This window comes from Paenibacillus sp. FSL H7-0716 (assembly GCF_038002705.1).
GTDB lineage: Bacteria > Bacillota > Bacilli > Paenibacillales > Paenibacillaceae > Paenibacillus_AQ > Paenibacillus_AQ odorifer.
Genome location: NZ_JBBODA010000018.1, coordinates 86,835 through 108,504, shown reverse-complemented (window position 1 = coordinate 108,504; position 21,670 = coordinate 86,835). Strand labels below are relative to the sequence as shown.

At 43.7% G+C, this 21,670-nt stretch carries 13 protein-coding genes; 3 read left to right on the top strand and 10 right to left on the bottom strand.

Going from position 1 to position 21,670, the window contains the following annotated elements; translation table 11 throughout:
* Nucleotides 1-2: 2 nt before the first annotated feature.
* Nucleotides 3-1,367, bottom strand: coding sequence for an ABC transporter permease (locus MHH60_RS21170; RefSeq protein ID WP_076137321.1), 1,365 nt, complete (start codon nt 1,365-1,367; stop codon nt 3-5).
* Between the two features lie 237 nt (nt 1,368-1,604).
* Between MHH60_RS21170 and MHH60_RS21165 the strand changes: the two genes are divergently transcribed.
* Nucleotides 1,605-4,358 (top strand): O-antigen ligase family protein, encoded by a 2,754-nt coding sequence (locus MHH60_RS21165; RefSeq protein ID WP_076137319.1) that lies wholly within the window; start codon nt 1,605-1,607, stop codon nt 4,356-4,358.
* Nucleotides 4,359-4,433: 75 nt separating this feature from the next.
* Here the strand turns inward: MHH60_RS21165 and galU are convergent, their stop codons facing one another.
* The 8 genes from galU to uvrB all read right to left on the bottom strand — a co-directional run bounded on the left by galU (nt 4,434) and on the right by uvrB (nt 19,028).
* On the bottom strand, nt 4,434-5,321 hold the full coding sequence (gene galU / locus MHH60_RS21160; protein WP_076099650.1) for a UTP--glucose-1-phosphate uridylyltransferase GalU: 888 nt from the start codon (nt 5,319-5,321) through the stop codon (nt 4,434-4,436).
* 329 nt (nt 5,322-5,650) lie between these two features.
* Complete coding sequence (locus MHH60_RS21155; RefSeq protein WP_076137317.1) at nt 5,651-8,173, bottom strand: U32 family peptidase; 2,523 nt, start codon at nt 8,171-8,173, stop codon at nt 5,651-5,653.
* A gap of 399 nt (nt 8,174-8,572) precedes the next feature.
* Entirely contained in the window at nt 8,573-9,247 is a 675-nt protein-coding gene (locus tag MHH60_RS21150; protein ID WP_076137315.1) for a hypothetical protein, read from the bottom strand.
* A gap of 122 nt (nt 9,248-9,369) precedes the next feature.
* Nucleotides 9,370-11,283, bottom strand: coding sequence for a stalk domain-containing protein (locus MHH60_RS21145; RefSeq protein WP_076137313.1), 1,914 nt, complete (start codon nt 11,281-11,283; stop codon nt 9,370-9,372).
* A gap of 27 nt (nt 11,284-11,310) precedes the next feature.
* The gene (locus MHH60_RS21140) at nt 11,311-12,408 is read right to left on the bottom strand and encodes a S1C family serine protease (RefSeq protein WP_081389098.1); all 1,098 of its coding nucleotides are present in this window, start codon (nt 12,406-12,408) and stop codon (nt 11,311-11,313) included.
* Nucleotides 12,409-12,536: 128 nt separating this feature from the next.
* Nucleotides 12,537-12,746 carry a DUF2759 family protein gene (locus MHH60_RS21135; RefSeq protein WP_036678627.1) on the bottom strand — a complete coding sequence of 70 codons (210 nt, stop codon included), beginning with the start codon at nt 12,744-12,746 and terminating at the stop codon, nt 12,537-12,539.
* 970 nt (nt 12,747-13,716) lie between these two features.
* Nucleotides 13,717-16,590: an excinuclease ABC subunit UvrA gene (gene uvrA / locus MHH60_RS21130; protein ID WP_076137311.1), complete on the bottom strand. Its 2,874-nt coding sequence runs from the start codon at nt 16,588-16,590 to the stop codon at nt 13,717-13,719.
* A 446-nt stretch (nt 16,591-17,036) separates the two neighbouring features.
* Nucleotides 17,037-19,028 (bottom strand): excinuclease ABC subunit UvrB, encoded by a 1,992-nt coding sequence (uvrB, locus tag MHH60_RS21125; RefSeq protein WP_036678623.1) that lies wholly within the window; start codon nt 19,026-19,028, stop codon nt 17,037-17,039.
* Between the two features lie 179 nt (nt 19,029-19,207).
* Between uvrB and MHH60_RS21120 the strand changes: the two genes are divergently transcribed.
* Both MHH60_RS21120 and MHH60_RS21115 read left to right on the top strand, forming a co-directional pair.
* Nucleotides 19,208-19,990, top strand: a complete 783-nt coding sequence (locus MHH60_RS21120; RefSeq protein WP_036678620.1) for a flagellar motor protein — start codon at nt 19,208-19,210, stop codon at nt 19,988-19,990.
* Nucleotides 19,987-20,817, top strand: a complete 831-nt coding sequence (locus MHH60_RS21115; protein ID WP_076137309.1) for a flagellar motor protein MotB — start codon at nt 19,987-19,989, stop codon at nt 20,815-20,817. The genes MHH60_RS21120 and MHH60_RS21115 overlap by 4 nt, the downstream gene beginning before the upstream one ends.
* A gap of 426 nt (nt 20,818-21,243) precedes the next feature.
* On the opposite strand, the gene gcvH is transcribed toward MHH60_RS21115, so the two are convergent.
* Nucleotides 21,244-21,636 (bottom strand): glycine cleavage system protein GcvH, encoded by a 393-nt coding sequence (gene gcvH / locus MHH60_RS21110; RefSeq protein WP_036678614.1) that lies wholly within the window; start codon nt 21,634-21,636, stop codon nt 21,244-21,246.
* Between the last annotated feature and the right edge of the window lie 34 nt (nt 21,637-21,670).

Genomic DNA, 21,670 nt, shown 5'->3' with positions numbered 1-21,670 from the left:
CTTTATATTACATCTGCAAAATGAGGCTTCAACTTTTTCAAGCTCTTTATTCCAACTACTAGTGCTGTTAAACAGAACATCCAGAAATAAAGAGTATAGTAGGGATGTTGGATAAATGAAACACTATAAATGAAAGTATCTCTATAGCCTTCTACAATATAGAACATTGGATTTAATTTAAAAACATTACTCCAAAAATCCGGTAACATAGTGTATGACCATCCAATAGGAGTGAACCAAAATCCTATTTGCAAAATTATTATTATGATTTGATTTAAATCTTTAAAAAACAACACAATTGCAGATGTGACTAGAGACACCGAAAAAACAAGCATAATTGTACAAATTAAATAATATAACATCTGAAAACTGTATAAATCAGGGTAATATCCATATCCAGTATACATCACGAATATAAATAAAATGAAAAACAAATGTACGAATAAAGCCGAAATAATCTTTACTATAGGAAGAAGTTCAATCTTAAATACAACCTTCTTGACAAGATAACTATACTCTGAGTACACATTTGTAGCACTAGACAAAGCTTCTGAGAAGAAAAACCATGGAATTATGGCAACTATAAACCACAAAATAAATGGAACATCCGATACACTACCACTTCGTAACCCTACCTGAAATACAAACCAGTAGGTCACAATGGTTAGTAGTGGTTGAATGAACCCCCAGACTATTCCCAAGTAGGAAGACGCATATTTAGTTTTAAAATCATTTTTAGCTAGGCTTAAAATCAGCCTTCTACCCTTAAATATCTCTCTCAAGAATCTATAAACTTCTTTAATGGAGTTTATAATGTAAAGACTAATTAACGTTGCAACGACACTACTTAATGAGATTATCGAAATATTCAGAAGACTAGTTCCTTCTATTGCCGTATCACGATGGGCTTTAATATCTAAAATTACATACGGATCAGAATCTAATACTTGAAGTTCTATTTGTTTATCTTTCTGACTTGTTATTTTCACTTCATGCTCTTGAGTTATTATTTCATTAAGTGGAATGGTTACACTTGAGTTGCCGTTCAACTTAACCTCTTTAATCTTAACTATAGCCTTTTGATTCCCCACATCTAATCTAAGGGAGTATACATTCTTAGGTAAATCATACTTTAGATTTACCCAGTCTCCCTTTTGCTCATAGTTTTGATGAAGTGATTGTTCTTCTGTCCATTCCTGATCCTTATTCATAATATAAAATAGTTGGTAATCATCGGACTGGTTAGAATTTAATTGAACCTCAAGAGTTAATTTGGTTCCATTTTTTTGATATGTAGCAAACATATTAAAGAATAAGACCACTAAGATAAGTCCCATTACAGCAAGTATCAATTTTTTAAATTTCATTCGTATACCCCTTCAATTATGACGAAAATTTAGAAATAATCTCTGATTCGAAAAAAATATATTTAAAATCACGCCATTCTGTCTAACTAAATCATGATCGCTAGTAGAACGGTCCAGAGATGATACAATAAGTGGTACTAGTTTACTTGGTCTTTATTGTGCAATTCATAGTAGTAGTAATAGAAGTTAGCAATATGCTAAAATATTGTCGTACCTACAGGAAAAGGAGATTATAACGTGTCGAAACCAGTATACGGTAAAAACGCCGCTCAGTCGAGAAATGTTGAAAAGATAGCAAGTCCGATATGGGCATTAGTTGTTGGTTTTATTCTATTTTTGTGTTGGACCCCATTTCAAGTGGGATTGTTTAATGGATCGCTAGTTGATTACGAGAAGCCAATATATGTATCAGCACTATTAAGCGCACTGATGCTGCTGGCCTGTGTTGGCTTGTATTACAAAAAGTTCAAGCTTGAAGGGCAGAGTGATTTAGTAGCTTGGGCAGCATTATTGCTCCCTGTGACCTATGCTCTGTCACTGTTTGTCGCAGTTTCGCATTACACGGCGATGAATATGCTATTTATTCAGTGTACATATGCCGCAGTTTTCATTATAGCCTTTTATCTCATGAAGCAAAAGCAAGTAAATGTTGTCATTCAAAATGCTATATTAGCGATTTCATATTTCATAGTGGGTTTTGGACTTTTAAATTGGTTAGGCAGCAGTAAATTAGCAGGAGCTCTTGTGGGCTGGTTCTCAAACACCGTCCGAAATGATGTCTACTTAGATGCAGTTATGACTGACTCTAACGGACTTCGTCTGACTTCGATCTTTCAGTACGCAAATACGTACGCAGCCTTCTTGATGGCCTTTCTATTTGTAGCAATATTTGCGCTTATTCGCTCTAAAAAATGGTATGGAACGTTGACTCATGGCTTTATGTTAGTTCCCATCATTGTGTCGATCTTGTTAACCTTATCTCGTGGCGGCTTAGTCCTGCTACCTGTAGTATTCATACTCCTACTTCTATTCCTAAAACCTGCACAGCAAATCCTTTGGATTGTGCATCTAGGAATTGCTGGTATTGTAGCTTTGCTGATTACGACACCCGTTACTAACCTAGGAATAGAGTTAAATGCTAATTTCACTTCTTCTTCAGCTTTAAAAGGTTGGACGTATCTATTAGGAGCCTCAATAGTTGTGGCTGGCCTTTCTTGGGTCATTCAGCGTTTTGTCGCACCATGGTTGTATGCAAAACTAGAGAATTGGTCGTCACGTAAACGGACAGGTCTTTGGATTCCGCTCGGATCTGTCGCTCTAGTTGCTATTGTAGCTTTCTTGCTTATCGGTACGAGTGCAAAAAGCATCTTACCTGACAATATGGAGACTCGCCTCGAGAACATCAATTTCCAGCAACATAGCGTACTCGAGCGGATTACTTTTTATAAGGATGCCGTGAAGGTGGTTAAGGATTATCCGATCCTCGGTGCTGGTGGAGGGGGCTGGGCCTCACTGTATGAGCATTATCAGAACAACCCTTATACAAGCCGGCAGGTGCATAACTTCTTCTTACAATTTCTCATTGAAGTAGGTATTGTTGGATTTATCATATTTATGAGTTTCATTCTGTATATCTTCTATAAATATATTCGTGGATATGTAAAACGGGATAAAAATGAATTAGAGAATGGTTTCTTCTATTTAATTATTGCGCTATCTATTCTTGTGCACAGTCTACTTGATTTCAACATGAGTTATGCCTTTATGGGAATACTAGTTTTTATTGGCCTTGCCGGAATGGCCTCCGTTATGGATAGCAAGCCACTGCGGAAAAATTGGAATAAAGCGGGCATCCGTTTTGGATACCTCGCTGTGCTTTCTTTAGGAACCTTGTTCCTAGTGTTCTTGTCAATCAGCTATATTGGCTCCAGTAACTCTGCTTTGAAAGCTAAACAATTGAGAAGTTATAGCACTTCCTACGAAGAGCTTAGAGCTCCTTTGATTGAGACCTTGAACAAACGTCCAAGCCATCCAGAATCGACAATTTATCTTTCAGCCTTGGATCAGCAGGTATTTAGTCAAACACAACAGGAACAGTTCCTTGACGAGGCATACAGTGTATTAACTCGCGCACTCAAAGATGAGCCATACAACAAAAATCTTCTGCTCCAATTAGTGAGCTACTACGATCTGAAAGGTCAAAGTGACGTCGCCTTGGGTATTTACCGTGACAACGCAGATAAGTTCAACTGGGATATCGATTGGTATGATGCAATAATCAGCCGTTCCTTTGCCTTAGGTCAGCAGGCACTTAATCAAAAGGATGAGACAAAGAAACAAGAGTATTTTAATGAAGCGCAAGAAGCATATAACCACGTTCTAGCTGGGATTGAACATCTGAAGACTCTTCCACCAGAACAACTGCAAGGGCGTCCTTTCTCAGTAACGCCAACTATCGCTTTAAACGTTGGCAAAATGCATCTTTTATCCGGACAAGAGGATGCGGCGAAGACCACTCTCAAGCTTAATTCAGATGCTAATTACACGGATATTATGAACAGTGAAACTCCATGGGATATAAATTGGTACAGTTCACTCATCAGCCGTTCATTTGATTTGGGGCAGGCAGCTTATGCACAACAAGATAATCCAGATAGAATAGACAACATGAAAGCTGGCTTTGTTATTGGGCTTTTGGCCTACGATCATGTACTTGCGGATAATGATCCTTCGAAGACATTTACTCCGGATGTGACACTGAAGGTAGGGAAAATGCAATATATGTCTGGAAAGATACAAATTGCAGCCTCCATCTTAAAAACAGCCTTAAGCCAAGATTTCGCTGATGCAACCAATCGTGAGATTGCTCGTTGGTACCTTGCTGCACTGGCGAAAACTGGTGGCGAGGATCAGGCACTATACGATTCGCTGATCGCAGCTGATCCTGCGGAAGCAGCACAAGTTGAGGCAATTACAAATTCACAATTTTAATAAAAGAAAGAAACCATAAAGGCGCGCCACTGTAATAACAGCGGCGCGCCTTTTTTTAGATTATATGAGATTTACTTATAGCCCGACCTTAGCTGCTTCGCTCTCGACAAGCTCTTTCATATAACGAAGCAAGTCATCTTTAAGCTCCTCGTGTTGAAGTGCATAATGAATGGTAGTCTGGATAAAGCCCATTTTCTCACCCACATCATGACGTTTACCTTCAAAGTCATAGGCAATAATTCGTTCAACCTCGCTTAGACGTGCTATCGCATCTGTAAGTTGGATCTCTCCACCTACACCCACCTGCTGTTCTCCAAGCATATCGAAGATACGTGGGGTTAAGATGTATCGTCCTAAAATCGCTAAATTAGAAGGAGCTTCTTCTCTCTTCGGCTTCTCTACTAGACGATTCGCCTTGTAGACACGTTCCGCCAAAGGAGAACCATCTACAACACCATACCGTGATACTTCCTCCCACGGAACAGGCTGAACACCCACGATAGAAGATTTATACTCGTCATATATGTCAATCATCTGTTTGAGGCACGGTTTGTCCGCTTCAACAATATCATCGCCGAGTAGTACAGCAAACGGTTCGTTTCCTATGAATTTACGTGCACACCAAATCGCATGTCCGAGACCTCTTGGTTCTTTTTGGCGAATGTAATGAATATCGGCCATTTCGGAAGATTTACGAACGGATTCAAGCAGCTCCCACTTCTGCTTCTCAGCCAAGTTAAATTCCAGTTCAAATGAGTTATCAAAGTGGTCTTCAATCGCACGTTTGCCTTTCCCCGTTACAATAATAATATCCTCGATCCCGGAAGCGACTGCTTCTTCAACAATATATTGGATCGTTGGTTTATCTACAATCGGTAGCATTTCTTTAGGCATTGCTTTAGTTGCAGGTAAAAAACGAGTGCCGAGACCTGCGGCGGGAATAATCGCTTTACGGATCTTCATCACATTAACTCCTTCTATCGTATACTCTTTTCAATTACATATCTGTAAGTACCCTAAAATGGCATATTTCTTTCAATTATAGCAGTTACAGCACATTTATGTCAGAGTGTTTGTTATATTTGTATATCTATTCCAATGAAATAAGAGGGCAGGAATTATAATCATTTATTGCTATTTTAAATACTTTGCTGACCCCATAATATACTACTATTTAGTATATGCAAATTAGGATGAGGACGAGATCAATTCTAAAAAAAGGGCTAAGCAATACCAGCATCTACCTGGTAGTTACTTAGCCCTTATCTTTAACTCTTAACTCTTAACTCTTATTACTTCGCGTTCACCAATTGCCCACGCGTTACGCCAAGTTGGTTAGTGGCCTTTAGGCTCTTCCATACCTGCGTACCAGAGATTTCACCGCGCAGAGCGCGGCTGTAGAGGCTGATTACCTCTACCACTTGCTCTGGCGTCTCTTCCAAGAACTCCACACGGTATGAAGATACTCCTAGGTCACGGAAATTATTCAGATACTCCGCACCAGACTGCTCAACAGCGTTATAGACGGTATTACGGCAGCCTTCATCCACACGAACTGGATGTGACATTCCAATACGGTCTTGCAAAGAAGCACGGTGTTCTTCACAAGGACGACCACAGTTCGTAAAGTCCGTGCCTTCACTCATAAAGGTACAGTACACACAGTGTTCAGTATGGAACATCGGCAAATGCTGATGGATAACGACCTCCATCCGGGACGTATCACTGTGTTCAAGCAGATCGACCATCTGTTGAATGTTCAAGTCATAGGATGGCGTTACTATGTCACAGCCAGCCTCAAGGAACAAATCCACTGCTTTATGATTGGCGATATTCAGTGAGAAATCACCGATCAGGCGTGGATGCACAGCATCCGGCTGCTCCTGGCGGCGGCGCAGATAATAATATAACGCGCCTGTATTACGCACGAGCACAGCATCCGGCTGCAAGCGAAGAATATTCGCGTGGTAGCCGTTTTCGCCCGGCATATGAATGCGCGGCGTGGCCAGCGCTATACTGGCCCCTGCAGCCCGTACCGCATCTACCGCTGCCGGGAACTGCTTGATAAACTCGAAGTCGGCGTAGATGTTTCTCACGCCGGCCTCGAGCGCAGCCTGCACCTGCGGCAGGCTGCGGCACAGCGCGGTGAGCTCCGCTTCACCAGCGCGCTGCGGAGCGACCCCCCTGCGGGTGGCGTCGCCGTAAACCTCGATCGCCCGTTTCACGTAGACGGGCGGTTTCGGGCGCTCGCCCGCAAGCAGCTCCACCGCTTGGCGGCGGATGCTGTTCAGCTCGCGCATAGGGACGATGACGTCGCCTTGCAGATGCGACTCCAACGCGTCAAGCTGGAACACGGTCCCGCCCAGGCGGCCGAATTGTTCTTCCAGCAGCGCGGTATCCATCGGACGCTTTTGCGCGGCTTCCAGCGCGAGCTCCGAATCCACACGGACGGTAACGTTCTTTTGAACGTCCGTCCACCAAGTCGTCAGCTTCTCGCCGACGCAGCCTTGCACTCTAACATGTACCGGAAATACCCGGTACGGCTTTTCAGTTTCATAAGTCTGACGCAGCGCCTTATCTAACGCAGGGTCATTTGTCTTCCAAATGCGGTCACCGACATTTAGACGACGAAGATCCACATCATTACGACCGGCTACGATGTCGATGATCCATCCTTCTCCGGCTTCGCCTTCCAGCTTCACACCTTTACGACGAAGGTCGTAGACACGACCGCCTTCTTCTTTTTTCGTCGGATCCCCAGCGTCAAAAACAATTCCGTCCCCACGCTTAAGCGGTGCATGAATACGGCAGACCACTCCGTCACGCAGAATTTGCTCAACAGTCCCCAAATATACACCACGGCTTTTTGGAAAAGTCCCGTCTACCAGTTTCTTATTGTTCGTTCCATCCAGGAAACCATGTGTAAACCCGCGGGAGAAGCTTTGTTGCAGCTCGCGCACCTCCTCCTTCGAAGGTTTGGACAGATCACCTTCAAAATACCGATCAATCGCTTTACGATACTTACTAACTACATTCGCTACATACTCCGGGCTTTTGAGGCGACCTTCGATTTTAAAAGAAGTCACACCCGCCTCGATCAGCTCAGGCATTAGATCAATTGCTGCCAGGTCCTTAGGAGAGAGCAAATAAGTTACGTCTCCCATAGGTTTTACCTCACCATCCACCATCAGATCATAAGGCAGGCGGCAAGCCTGCGCACATTCACCGCGGTTGGCAGAACGTCCGCCCCACATTTCAGAAGTCAGACATTGACCTGAGTAGGAAACACACAAAGCACCGTGTACGAATACTTCCATCGGTAAGCGGGCTTGCTCTCCGATCGTACGAATTTGTTTCAGATTGTTCTCACGACCTAATACCACACGTTCCAAACTGAAAGGTTTAGTAAACTCGACCGCTTCCGGCGAAGTAATGGTCATTTGTGTCGATCCGTGAATCGGGAAATCCGGTGAGATTTCGCGGATCATTTTGACCAAACCTAAATCTTGTACAATTACTGCGTCCACGCCAGCATCCACGCACGCATCAATCAGTTCTTTTGCATCAGACAATTCATTTTCAAAAACCAGTATATTAAAGGTCAAAAAGCCCTTCACACCATAGCTATGCAAAAACGCCATAATTTCCGACAGCTCGTCCATGCGAAAGTTGTTCGCTCTGGCCCGTGCATTAAACTTCTCTACGCCAAAAAAGATAGCATCCGCTCCGTTTGCTACCGCTGCACGCATGCAGTCCCAATCACCTGCGGGTGCCAATAGCTCCACGTCTTCTCTGCGTATTTGTTGCTCTTTCATTTATATCCTCCCAAACCGCCATTTGACGGGTCATTTCTAGTTGATTAACTTGATAATTGTATCAAATATCACACTTGAGCGCTATGCGTTTACCAACATTTATATAGAATAAAAGTCATAATGCTGTCAGGAAGCTGACTTCTTGCTTATTGCTCTTTACCCCATGAATGTTGTAGAACATGCAACTTTATTGCCTAATCCAGCGCTTCGACAACTAAATGTTGTACATAAAGCATCATTCTCACACTCTAGTATCGACAACCGGCACAAAAAGTTGCAACATTTACAACAATTCACTAGGAATTCCGTGACATACAATAAAATGTTGTATCAAATACACTAATCCACCCTTTATCTATTCACATTATGCCCAACTTGGATAACATTGGATCGAACCCCCTAAAACAACCCTTCCGACAACCCTTCTATCGGTTCATAGTAACAAATATATGTATTTTTAATAATAGGCCGCAGGTATCCCTTATCCACTAAACTCTGCAACCATTTACGAGCAGTACGAAAATTAACATCATAATGGTTCATAACATCCTTGGGTCGAATCCCTTTTCCTAAATTCCACGCTAAACGTATAATCTCTCTTTCTAAGGGAGAGGTATAATTTGCCGGACTTTTCTGGATTAAGGAAGGTCCAATAACAGTTTGAAGTAGCATTCGGCAAATCTCAGGGCGGTTCTGAACATCATCAAAAGAAAAATGGATGATTTTCCACCCTATACCTGTTAAAAAAGTTTCTCTGTTTAAAGAGTAGCTGAACCTCTCCCGATCCATATCTTTAACATGGCTCTGAAATCCGTCGCATTCCAATCCAAACCGGCCAAAAGGTGGGAGGAAAGCTACATCAAGAAATTGTGACTTGCGATTCCAATCGTACACCTCATATTCCGGATGCAAATGCTTCAAGTTGCCGAATAGTGGCCACCAGACATTTTTAAGTAATAGTTTCTCAGCGTATTGATGCCCCCTAAGTAATCTTCCTTTCCGTTCGCCCGTTCTGAGACTCAAATGTCGCTCTAGTAACAACCGATGTTCATTTTCAAAATCCGAATTAATCATTACTTTTCCCCCTTTATACAAAAAAGAACGCCCCAAGCCAAATCGGCAACTGGGACGTTCTTCGTCTGATTAAATTATACGCCTCTATTCGTGTGTCAGCTACGATATTCGTACTCTTTTAACTACTTGCTGCCTGTAAACCGAAACGATTGTAACGTCTTGTCTAATAGAGCCTGCTGTTCTGCAGTGGCATTGGCATCATTCAGCGTAACGGTAATCGTGTAGACCACATCATTTTTACCAAACACAACCTGCTTACTGCGATGAGGGATGCCATTTTTGATTTGATGTGCAGTTATGATCGTAGCAGGGACATCCGCAAAGGTAGACTCCACTACACTTTCTATACGAGAGCCTTTGGGATCATTATTTTTATTTTGATAAGAATCCTTGAGTGCATTCACCGTATAATCCACTGAACCCTCGGATTTTGAGTTGATCTGTAGACGTCCTCCGCTGAACCGATATTCAATCGACTGCGTCTCAAAAATATCCTGATAAGGTGTCCATAAACTTGGAATATCAATGGCATAACCGTAGGTTTTGGATACTTTGGTTAATGTCTTATTTTTGAGCGTCTTATAATCATCACTAGCGAGTCGCCCGAAGTTCTCCTTCAGCAGAGCAAAATCAATATCAATAGAGGATATGATGGCTTTGAATTTTGCCTTATCGTCATCTTGCCCAGCAGCTGTTACATATTCAAAATAATAACGATACCCATTTTTGAGTATGAGAGCTTGATACTCTGTAGTAACACCGTTGCCGTAATTTAGCTGTAGCTCATTAATTTGTGCGGATACGCCCGAGATCTCCGACTTGTTGCTGTCTTTCAAAACATAAGCATCCGCTACAAAGTTTTCTTTAGTTTTCGTTTTCAGATCTTCAGCCCAGCTCTCTAGTGTAGAACCAGCAGGTGCCGAGGTAACCGCCACACTCAGATGACTTCCCTGCTTACTCTCGTAATAGAGATGCTGGTCGTCCTTACTCCAATCTGCGGGAACCTGTAGTGAAATTCCATAGTCCTCATTGTACGCGTCACGCAATCCACTTTTCACCGTAGAAAGATCACGGATTTTTTTACTTTTAGTATCAAAAGAAGGCTGGAAAGAGTTAAGTAATCCTGTATATTTAGCAAAATCCTTATAATTAACTGCTTTGTTATCCGTCAAATAAATCTCGTAGAGTCGACCTTCAGCATATAACAGTCTGCTTTCCCAGAGCGCTCCACTGGAATCTTTACTGATCAATCTAGCATAAGGTACCGCGGCTTTTGGGAACGACTCCCGATCCAATATCAACTCCCCACCTGCCTCGACCTCCCGAACCAGCTGTTCCAGCAGCCCATCCGCATCTACCGCAACCGCCTGGTCACTTACATGAATCTCCACATAATATAGATTGTCCGCACTTGAAAAGGTAGCCACACTTTCATCTCCACCGCTATTTCCAGCAATCAGCCCAGAGGGATAATTCAGTGTCCATTGAAAATAGCTGTTTCCAATTTGAGTCTTACCAACATCGCTGTCAATCCCTGTCTCCTCTGGCGTATCTTCTTCGTTGTCTATAGGAACTAGGGTAACCAATAGCTCCCCCCCACTCCCTTGAGAGAGAGTCGCACCTAACACATCAGCTACAAAACGTAGCGGTACCATCAGCACGTCTGAAACCATCCGGGGCGCTGAACCCAGTTTAACTTTGATTCCATCCTTCCAAGCGATATCGCTCCCAATCGTCATCGCCCCTGAATGAGCACCATAGGTTACTTTTACCACATTGTTCTGCTCTAAGGAAACAGTGCTGCCAAACGTCTTTTTAAAAACCCCAAGCGGGACCATAACCGTTCCGTTCTCCGTATAAGGCCTCTCGATAACCACCTTCTTACCATTCACCGTAGCTGAAGTACTGCCAACTTTTAGACTCAGCTGTAGCTTATCTCCTTGTGAAGCTAATGCTGTTTGTATGGGTAATATAGAAAATAGCAGTAATAAGGCCAGCATCGCACAAAATCCTTGTTTTAAAATTTTCAAGACCATTTACCGTCCCCCTCTCCAGTTTGCTAATCACTCTTCCGCGTGCTCGTCCCCATCCGTTACATAATCATCTCCGGTTAACAACGGATCACCTTGAGTGAGCACGAGTTTACGGACGACGATATCCCCATCGCTTTGCATAACCAGCCGCACAGTTGCTCCCGGCAGGTAGCTTTTGAACAATTCATTAATATCAACTAGTGAGACCACACGATACCCATCGATGCTATACAAGACGTCACCTTCAGCAACCCCTGACTTGAGCGCTTCTGAAGACACCACCTTAGTGACGGACAGCGGGTCCAGCGTTGGCAATCCCACAATCGTAGACCAGCTTGCCTCCAGCTCTAGCCCCAGACTCGGATGCTGCACCTCACCATATTTTAAAAGCTGGTTCATAATATACTGCACAGTATTCGCAGGAATCGAAAACCCCATATTTTCCACGCCCACTGCTGAGTATTTCAGGCTGTTGATTCCCAGCACCTCACCTTTCATATTTACAAGCGGCCCTCCGCTATTTCCGGGATTAATCGCAGTGTCACTCTGGATAAGACGATAAGCCGCATCTACCTCACGGTTAAGACCACTTATAACGCCTACTGTCGCTGAGTTTCGTAGAGAAAAGCTAATCGGTGTTCCGATAGCAATAACCTTCTCCCCAACCACTGTTTTGCCACTTGCTGGAATAAACTTGGCGGGCTTTAAATGGGTGGCATTGATTTTGATCAGCGCAAGATCACTAACTTCATCCAGATATGTTTCTTTAACACTGTAGGTTTTGGAGTCCGAGGTGACTACTATGGCATTTTGCAGATCCTTGATTACATGAGCATTGGTTACAATCCATCCGTTCGATTTCACAATGATGCCGGAGCCATGCGTCAGATTATACCGATCATCCGGGCCACTATTCCCGCCACTCTCGTCTTTGCCGATAATGCCCACAACAGAGGGAGTGATACTTTTAATAATTCCAGGTATCGGATCTTCTGCCGCCGCTTTACTGACCACCTTACTAGTACTATCAAAAGCAAACACCGACTGACTCCATACTCCTGACAGCATTACGCCGCATAGTAATAGACCTAGTCCTTTCCTCGCCAGCTTCTCCCCAATACTCCTCATTCCTCACCAGACCCTCTCTTTGCTCATGGATAAATTTTACATTATATTATTTGAAAAAAGACGCCTTCAATGCGCCCATGGCGTTAAAGGAGTCTTTTGGTGCAAAGCTGTTCAATTTAGTTCTTTCATTAACTTAACCAATGCATCACCATGGCATAGTCAGAGATCACAAAAACCAGCAAGCTAACGGCTCCAAAACCAATGGCAAATTTGTTCTTCTGGGGAGCTTTCAATAGTCGAACAACCCCGACCAAAATCAAGATGGTAAATAAAATCATAAACACATCAAAGGTATGAAATTTAGACGGTCCTTGCGCGGCAACTTCTGCAAGCAGCATAACCTTACCTCCTCAAAAATGTTGTCAAGCAAAATCCAGTAATCCCCATATCACCTTCTATGTTATCGCTACCATTTGGGCGATGCAATAGGTTTTGTAGAAAAATTATGTATTTGTCGTAAAAAATATATTTTATCCCTGCAAAATCCGTAATAACGATGAGATTAATCACTGACAATTAGGCGCAGCTTAGTGAAAAGTGCTGTGAGCCCAATCAACTCTATCGTCATGAAGGTTACAATAGAAACTCCGTTAACTGCTTTAGAGATGAAATAAATTGAGCAGTGAATTGGAATTAAAATTGAAATACAGAACTTAGAACTTAGAATTCTGGGCTCGAATTTAGGTTTTTAATGAATTAGGGAAATTCTCCCTAAAATTGTCCGATTAACAGTTCATTTTGTGGTTATCAGGGAATTCCTCCCTAAAAATCATTAGAAAACCGGCTATATGAATGAATCCACCTAATAATTAGAGACATTTTCCCGGATTTCACCTTTTATGATCTAAAAACTCGGATTTTCAGGGAGGTTTTCCTTAATCTAATAAAAAGTTATTTGATAGAGTGATATGAATGATTAATTATTCGGTTTTCAAGGAACTTTTGACCCTAACGTTAATCAATTTACCCGCTAACCCTATCAACAGAATACTCCTCATTGAATCTTACTACGAACATGTCCTACATATGCCTACCTTGCCTATTATTAAATCCATTTTTTCTATAGAATTCGTATAACTTTTGCTAGAAATATCACATCATATATCTATGATCCATCTTTCGTATAATTACCGGATAATCCTATAATGCCTTAAATGGCCTTGACTCCATTCTAGAGGACGAGGTTAGCTGTTCGTTGTTATTTGTTTTATATTTCCCCTGTGAAAATTATTGCTTACAACCTACAATAAAAGCCCCGGCAAGATACCGAGGCCTTATTATACATAGGTTATATTACTTACTGTTTATTTAGAGGGTTTCCGCCGTCTCAAGCATAAGCGCTTCGGTCCGCTCTGTATCACGAATCAGAACCGGCTTCAGATACTTACCTGTGTAAGACTCTGTGACTGTAATGATCTTCTCCGGTGTCCCTGTTGCCAGGACGGTACCACCACCGCTACCACCTTCTGGTCCCATATCGATGATATAATCCGCTGTCTTGATTACATCCAGATTATGTTCAATAACAAGAACCGATTCTCCGGAATCCACCAAGCGATGCAATACCTCAAGCAGACGACCAATATCATCTACATGCAGGCCTGTCGTAGGCTCATCCAAAATATAAAGTGTTTTACCCGTGCTGCGACGATAGAGCTCAGAAGCCAATTTTACCCGCTGTGCTTCACCACCGGATAAAGTGGTTCCTGGTTGACCAATCTTAATATAACCAAGGCCTACATCCATCAGTGTTTGCATTTTACGATGGATACGCGGGATATTTACAAAAAACTCTGTTGCGTCCTCTACCGTCATCTCTAACACATCTGAAATGTTTTTGCCTTTATATTTCACTTCTAGTGTTTCCCGGTTATACCGTTTGCCTTTACATACTTCGCAAGGGACGTATACGTCCGGCAAGAAGTGCATCTCAATCTTAATGATCCCGTCTCCACGGCAAGCTTCACAACGTCCGCCTTTTACGTTAAAGCTGAAGCGTCCCTTTTGGAAACCACGTACCTTAGCCTCATTTGTCTTGGAGAACAGATCACGGATGTCATCGAATACACCTGTATAGGTTGCTGGGTTGGAGCGCGGCGTCCGCCCGATTGGCGACTGATCGATTTCAATAACTTTATCGAGATTTTCTAGTCCTCGAATTTCTTTATGCTGACCAGGACGCACCTTCACAGCCTTATTCAGCTGCCGTGCTAAACTCTTGTAAAGAATCTCGTTGATAAGCGAGGATTTACCGGAACCCGATACACCTGTCACCGCTGTAAATACACCTAATGGAATCTTCACATTCACATTTTTCAGGTTATTCTCTTTAGCACCACGTATTTCTACCCAGCGATCATCGGTAGGACGGCGTTTAGCAGTAACCGGAATAAATTTACGTCCGCTTAAATATTCACCCGTTAATGAATTCGGATCTTTCATAATCTCTTCTGGCGTCCCTTGAGCCATAACTTGTCCACCATGAATACCTGCGCCCGGACCAATATCAATAATATAATCTGCTGCCATCATCGTATCTTCATCATGCTCTACAACAATTAGCGTGTTGCCTAGATCGCGCATATGCGCAAGCGTAGAGATCAGGCGATCATTGTCCCGTTGATGCAAGCCAATACTTGGCTCATCCAGAATGTACAATACACCCATGAGACTTGAACCAATCTGAGTAGCCAACCGAATACGCTGCGCCTCACCACCGGAAAGAGAACCCGCCGCACGGCTAAGCGTCAAATAATCCAAGCCCACATTCACAAGGAATCCAAGCCGATTGCAGATCTCTTTTAGAATGAGATTGGCGATGGCTGTTTCTTTTTCGCTCAATTTTATCTCTTCAAACCAATGCTGGCAGTCTCCTATTGAAAGGTCCGTAACATCAGAAATATTATGATCATTGATAGTCACAGCTAATATTTCTTTTTTCAGACGTTTACCTTTACATACATGACATGGCTTAGCACTCATAAATCCTTCGATAAATTCACGAATACCATCCGAAGCAGTTTCACGGTAACGCCGCTCGAGGTTAGGGATAATCCCTTCAAAAGCAACCATCGCATCTTTCTTTTGACCGAAATCATTTTCATAACGGAAGCGGACTTTCTCACTGCCTGTACCGTTCAGTAACTTATTCATATGATCAGGTGTCAGACTGCTTACCGGAACGTTCTGAGGAATTTTAAAGTGTTCACAAACCGACTTCAGAAATTGCGGATAGTAATTAGAAGTACTTCCAGTCCAAGCTAAAAAAGCACCTTCTTCAATGGATTTCTCAGCATCAGGAATAAGCAGATCTGGATCGACCACCATCTTCATGCCAAGTCCATCGCACTCTGTACAAGCTCCAAACGGACTGTTGAAAGAGAACATCCGTGGTGCCAACTCTTCAATACTAAAACCACAAATTGGACAAGCAAAGTTAGAACTGAAAAGCAGCTCTTCCTGGCCGATGATATCCACAAGGATTTTACCGCCCGAAAGCTTAAGCGCCGTCTCCAGTGAATCCGTCAGCCGGGTCTCCACATCGTCTTTAACAACGATCCGGTCTACCACAACTTCTATTGTATGTTTTTTATTCTTTTCTAGTTCAATATCCTCAGACAGATCTCTTAGCTCCCCGTCCACACGCACACGTACGAAGCCTTGCTTGGAGATATCTGTGAAGAGCCCTTTATGCTCACCTTTACGTCCTGAAATGATTGGCGCCAGGATCTGCAACCGGGTTTTCTCCGGATACTGCATAATCCGGTCTACCATCTGTTCAACGGTCTGGGAGGTAATCTCAATACCATGCTCTGGGCAATGGGGATGACCAATACGTGCAAAGAGCAACCGCAAATAGTCATAAATCTCCGTCACTGTACCTACCGTGGAGCGTGGGTTCCGGCTTGTTGTCTTCTGATCTATAGATATCGCCGGGGACAAACCATCAATTGAATCCACATCTGGTTTCTCCATTTGTCCCAAAAACTGACGTGCATAAGCCGACAAAGATTCAACATAACGCCGTTGTCCTTCAGCATAAATCGTATCAAATGCAAGCGATGATTTACCTGAGCCGCTAAGTCCCGTCAGCACGACGAAACGGTCACGTGGAATCGTCACATCGATGTTTTTGAGATTGTGCGCCCTCGCGCCTTTAATTACAATATTTTCGTTCGCCAACGGAACCTCTCCTTTAAAAAACTATTTCAACTTTATTTCAAAATATTCTCAAAGCCTTTTCAAAGCCTTTCGATCCCTCCCAAACCCTCCCTTCCAAGGGAGGGCCCCAAGGGTTGCACCCTCTGGACACCCGCATTTTCTGGAGAAGGAGTATGGTGGGACGTAACTTAGTGACTATAATGCTCAGAGCGCTTATCCCTACGGGACCACTTGGACGTTACCGCACTAACTAAAGCTAGGTACATGCAACTGTCATAGACGTTGCATGGTGCTGTCCCTGCGGGATACGCATAAGTGCCAAGTGCATTTCGGGCGCTGTCCCTGCGGATACGCTTAAGTGCGATAAACATCGCGGGATACGCGACCCTCTATTGATTCAAAAAGAACGGTCTAGGACAGCACCGTTCAATACCTATTTTAAATATCGGTGATGCATTGATGGTTTATTACTCAGCCCGAAGCTCCAGCAATGCGTCGCGTAGCTCTGCCGCGCGTTCAAATTGCAGGTTCTTGGCAGCGTCCTTCATTTCAGCTTCCAGACGCTGGATCAGACTTTGTTTTTCTTTCTTATTCATCTTGCCACCAACACCTGTGAGATAATCAGCTTTAGACTCAGCAACCTTCGTTGCCTCGATGATGTCACGCACTTTTTTATTAATAGTGGTTGGGGTGATGCCATGTTTCTCATTATGGGCAATCTGAATGGCGCGACGGCGCGATGTTTCGCTCATTGCTTTCTCCATCGAATCAGTGATCCGATCACCATACATGATTACACGACCCTCAGAGTTACGAGCCGCACGGCCAATCGTCTGAATTAGTGAACGTTCGGAACGAAGGAACCCTTCTTTATCGGCATCGAGAATTGCAACTAAAGATACCTCCGGTAGGTCGAGACCTTCTCTCAGAAGGTTAATCCCTACCAGTACATGGAACGTACCGAGACGAAGATCCCGCAAGATCGCCATCCGTTCCAGTGTTTTGATGTCAGAGTGCATATAACGAACCTTAATACCGATTTCCTTAAAGTAGTCTGTCAGATCCTCCGACATCTTCTTCGTCAAAGTGGTAACGAGTACACGTTCATCGCGTTCAACCCGGTCACGGATTTCGCTAATCAGATCATCGATCTGGCCTTCTGTAGGACGGACCTCGATGATTGGATCCAATAGACCAGTCGGACGGATAATCTGCTGCACCATAGTCTCGCAGTGTTCCATTTCATAAGGTCCAGGTGTCGCGGAGACATATATGATTTGATTCACTTTATCTTCGAACTCTTCGAACTGAAGCGGACGGTTATCCAGTGCAGACGGCAAACGGAAACCATGCTCTACCAACACTGTCTTACGCGCCCGGTCACCGTTATACATCGCCCGAATTTGCGGAAGGGTAACATGGGATTCATCTACGACGATTAACATATCATCAGGAAAATAATCCATTAACGTATATGGAGTTGCTCCTGGCTCCCTGAAGGTTAGCGGCCCGGAATAGTTCTCGATCCCCGAACAGAAACCCACTTCCTTCATCATCTCAATGTCGTAACGTGTCCGTTGTTCCAGACGTTGCGCTTCCAGAAGCTTGCCTGCGTCACGAAGCACGGTCAGCCGCTCTTCCAGCTCCCGTTCAATATTGACTATTGCTACACGCATCGTTTCTTCCTTGGTAACAAAGTGAGAAGCCGGAAAAATGGCAACATGGTCGCGTTCACCGATCAATTCACCCGTTAAAACATCAATTTCAGTGATCCGCTCAATTTCATCGCCAAACAATTCAACGCGAATCGCATGTTCACCCTGAGAGGCCGGGAAAATCTCAACCACATCACCACGTACACGGAATGTTCCGCGTACAAAATTGATATCATTGCGCTGGTATTGAATATCCACCAGTCTGCTCAGAATCTCATTGCGCGGCTTCTCCATCCCAACCCGCAAGGACAATAGCAAGCTTCCGTATTCCATTGGTGAACCGAGACCGTAAATACAAGACACACTCGCTACAATAATAACGTCACGCCGTTCGAACAAGGAGCTTGTCGCGGAGTGGCGAAGTTTATCAATCTCTTCGTTAATGCTGGAATCTTTCTCAATATAAGTATCGGAGGAGGGAATGTACGCCTCTGGTTGGTAATAGTCGTAGTAGCTGACGAAATAGTCTACCGAATTATTCGGGAAAAACTCCTTAAACTCACTTGCCAGCTGGGCAGCCAGTGTCTTGTTATGCGCAATAACCAGCGTGGGGCGATTTAATTTGGAAATAACTTGCGCGACAGTAAAGGTCTTCCCTGTACCTGTCGCTCCCAGCAGCGTCTGGTGCTTCTTACCCTGCCGGATGCCTTGTAGTAATTCATCTATGGCATGAGGCTGATCGCCCTGGGGTGTATACTCGGACTCCAATTCAAAAGTCTTCGTACTGACGACAATATCACTCATTTGCCCGACTCCCCTCTATCGTCTAAACTAGATTAATATATTATAATTGTTGTCTGAATCTTCTCTCTCCATACGACAGTAAAAAATATGGAAGATAAGAATATGTGTTCCCGTTCATTATACAGTGTTGCTTAGATCGATGCAAACCATAATACACAGAAATGTTAGGAGCTTGAAGCATGGATATTACCGCAATAATCGGCCTAGTGGCCGGACTGGCTGCGCTAATCGGCGGCTACCTCTGGGAAGGCGGAAGCCTTTCCGGACTGCTGCAGCTTAACGCAGCTTTGATTGTATTTGGAGGTACGATTGCCGCCGTAATGATCAGCTTCCCGGCAGCTAAGCTACGCTCCATCCCCACCGCTCTGCGCATGGCTTTTGGCCGCAATCCTGAACGTGATGAAGAGAAAGCCGAAGAGCTTATCGCAATGGCCACAGTGGCCCGCCGCGGCGGCGTTTTAATGCTCGAAAAACAAGCGGAAGCACATCCCGATTCTTTTACGCGCGAAGGACTGTTGCTTATCGTCGATGGCACTGACCCTGAGCAGGTAAGACAGATTTTGGAATTGGAAATGGATGCGAAAGAATTGAAGCATGAAAGCTACGCCAAGATTTTTGAAGCCGCTGGCGGATATGCTCCAACGATGGGGATCATCGGTACAGTTATGGGACTCATTAGGGTACTGGGCAACCTTACAGACCCCTCAAATCTAGGTACCTCTATCGCAGTAGCGTTCACTGCAACACTATACGGAGTAGCCATCGCTAATCTAATATTTTTACCCATTGCTTCCAAAATCAAATCCCGCAGCCAAAGTGAGCTGCATAGCATGGAGATGCTGCTAGTAGGCATTCTTTCTCTACAGAACGGGGATCATCCGCTGCTGGTGCGTAAAAAACTGAACTCCTTCATTTCAGACACCACCACAGATGACCGTGCAGAAGCAAGAGGTTTTATATGAGACAAAGAGACCGGCGCAAACGGCGGGTAGAGAATCGAGAAAGCCGTGATCGTTGGATGATTACTTACGCAGATCTAATTACGCTTTTACTTATATTTTTCGTTATATTGTATGCGATGAGCAGCCTGGACACTGACAAATACAATATCGTAACCGGCTCTTTATCCCAGACTTTCAAGTCGAGCAGCACTGTTCTTGAAGGCGGAGATGGTATTTTAGATGCTGGACAGACCCCTGACAACAAACCAGAGAGTACAGATGGGAATGCGAACGCAACTGCAAAACCAAATGACGGTTCTGATGAACAAACGGAGAATGAAACACCTTCAGCACGGGAGTTGGCTTTTCGAGAACAAGAGGCGAAGCTTGCTGAGTTAATGGGTGTGATCACCCACTATGTGGAGGAGAATAATCTCGGTGAACAAATATTTGTAGCCGACAAACCGCAGGGCATAGAAATCACGCTCAGCGACCGTTTTCTTTTTGATGTGGGTAAAGCAGATGTGAAGTCACCAGCCCTTCCTGCTCTTCAGCAATTGTCTGGCTTATTCAAAGATATCGGGGCAACGATCAGCATTGAAGGACATACGGATAATACACCAGTGTCATCAGCTTCCCGTTATAACGACAATTGGGAGCTATCGGGTGCTCGTGCGCTTTCTGTGCTGCGCTTTTTCTTAGATAATGAAGGACTGAACCCGGACACTTTTCAATATGCAGGTTATGCCGATACCCGACCAACAGCAGATAATACTACAGTAGCAGGCAAACAGAAAAATCGACGTGTAGAGATCATTGTCCTTCGACAGCTTCAAGAGGTGGAATAAAATATAGTTGTTTGTGCTCAGAGCTAAGTTCGGCGGCTAAGGCCATTTCAATTGCCACATTGACCAATAATGGGGTTTCACCTAATAATTTGGGAAAACCTCCCTGATTATTCACCTATTATCGTATCCAATCGCGGAATGAGGGAATTTCTCCCTGATTATTACTCTTTTTAGTCTGAAATAGTGGTTTTACCGAGATGATTAGGGAGGAATTCCCTAAAACCCTAACTCTCACGCTATAATCGTCTAAAATGAGGGAGGTTTTCCCTAATTTCATACTCCACTAGACCCTCAAACCATTCGATTGAGTTTACGAATACTCGCACAATCTACATAAGAAACACAAACAGCAAGTCCCCAAATCACAGAAACTTGCTGCTAAAAACATCACACTTGATCAGACTATTTCCCGTCCCCAATTTCCAATTATTCAGCAACTAACGCGCTATAACCGGCTGCATCTAACAGACCTTTTACAGCATCAGCATATTCTCCATCAACTTCAATCTCAAAAATCCAACCCCCGCCATATGGCTGATCATTGATAAGCTCCGGACTAGCTTCTAATCCATCATTCACCTTGGTAACCGTCCCAGAGACGGGCGAATACAATTCCGATACCGTCTTAACGGATTCGATACTGCCTACGCTGTCACCGGCCGAAATGGTCGATCCCACCTCAGGAAACTCAACAAATACGATGTCGCCTAATAAATGCTGAGCATGGTCCGTAATCCCAACACGTACTACTCGCCCTTCTACTTGCTGTGCCCATTCATGCTCTTCGCTGTAAAGAAGGTTGTCTAATACTTCACTCATTTCAAGCCGCCTCATTTCCAATTTGGAGTTCTAA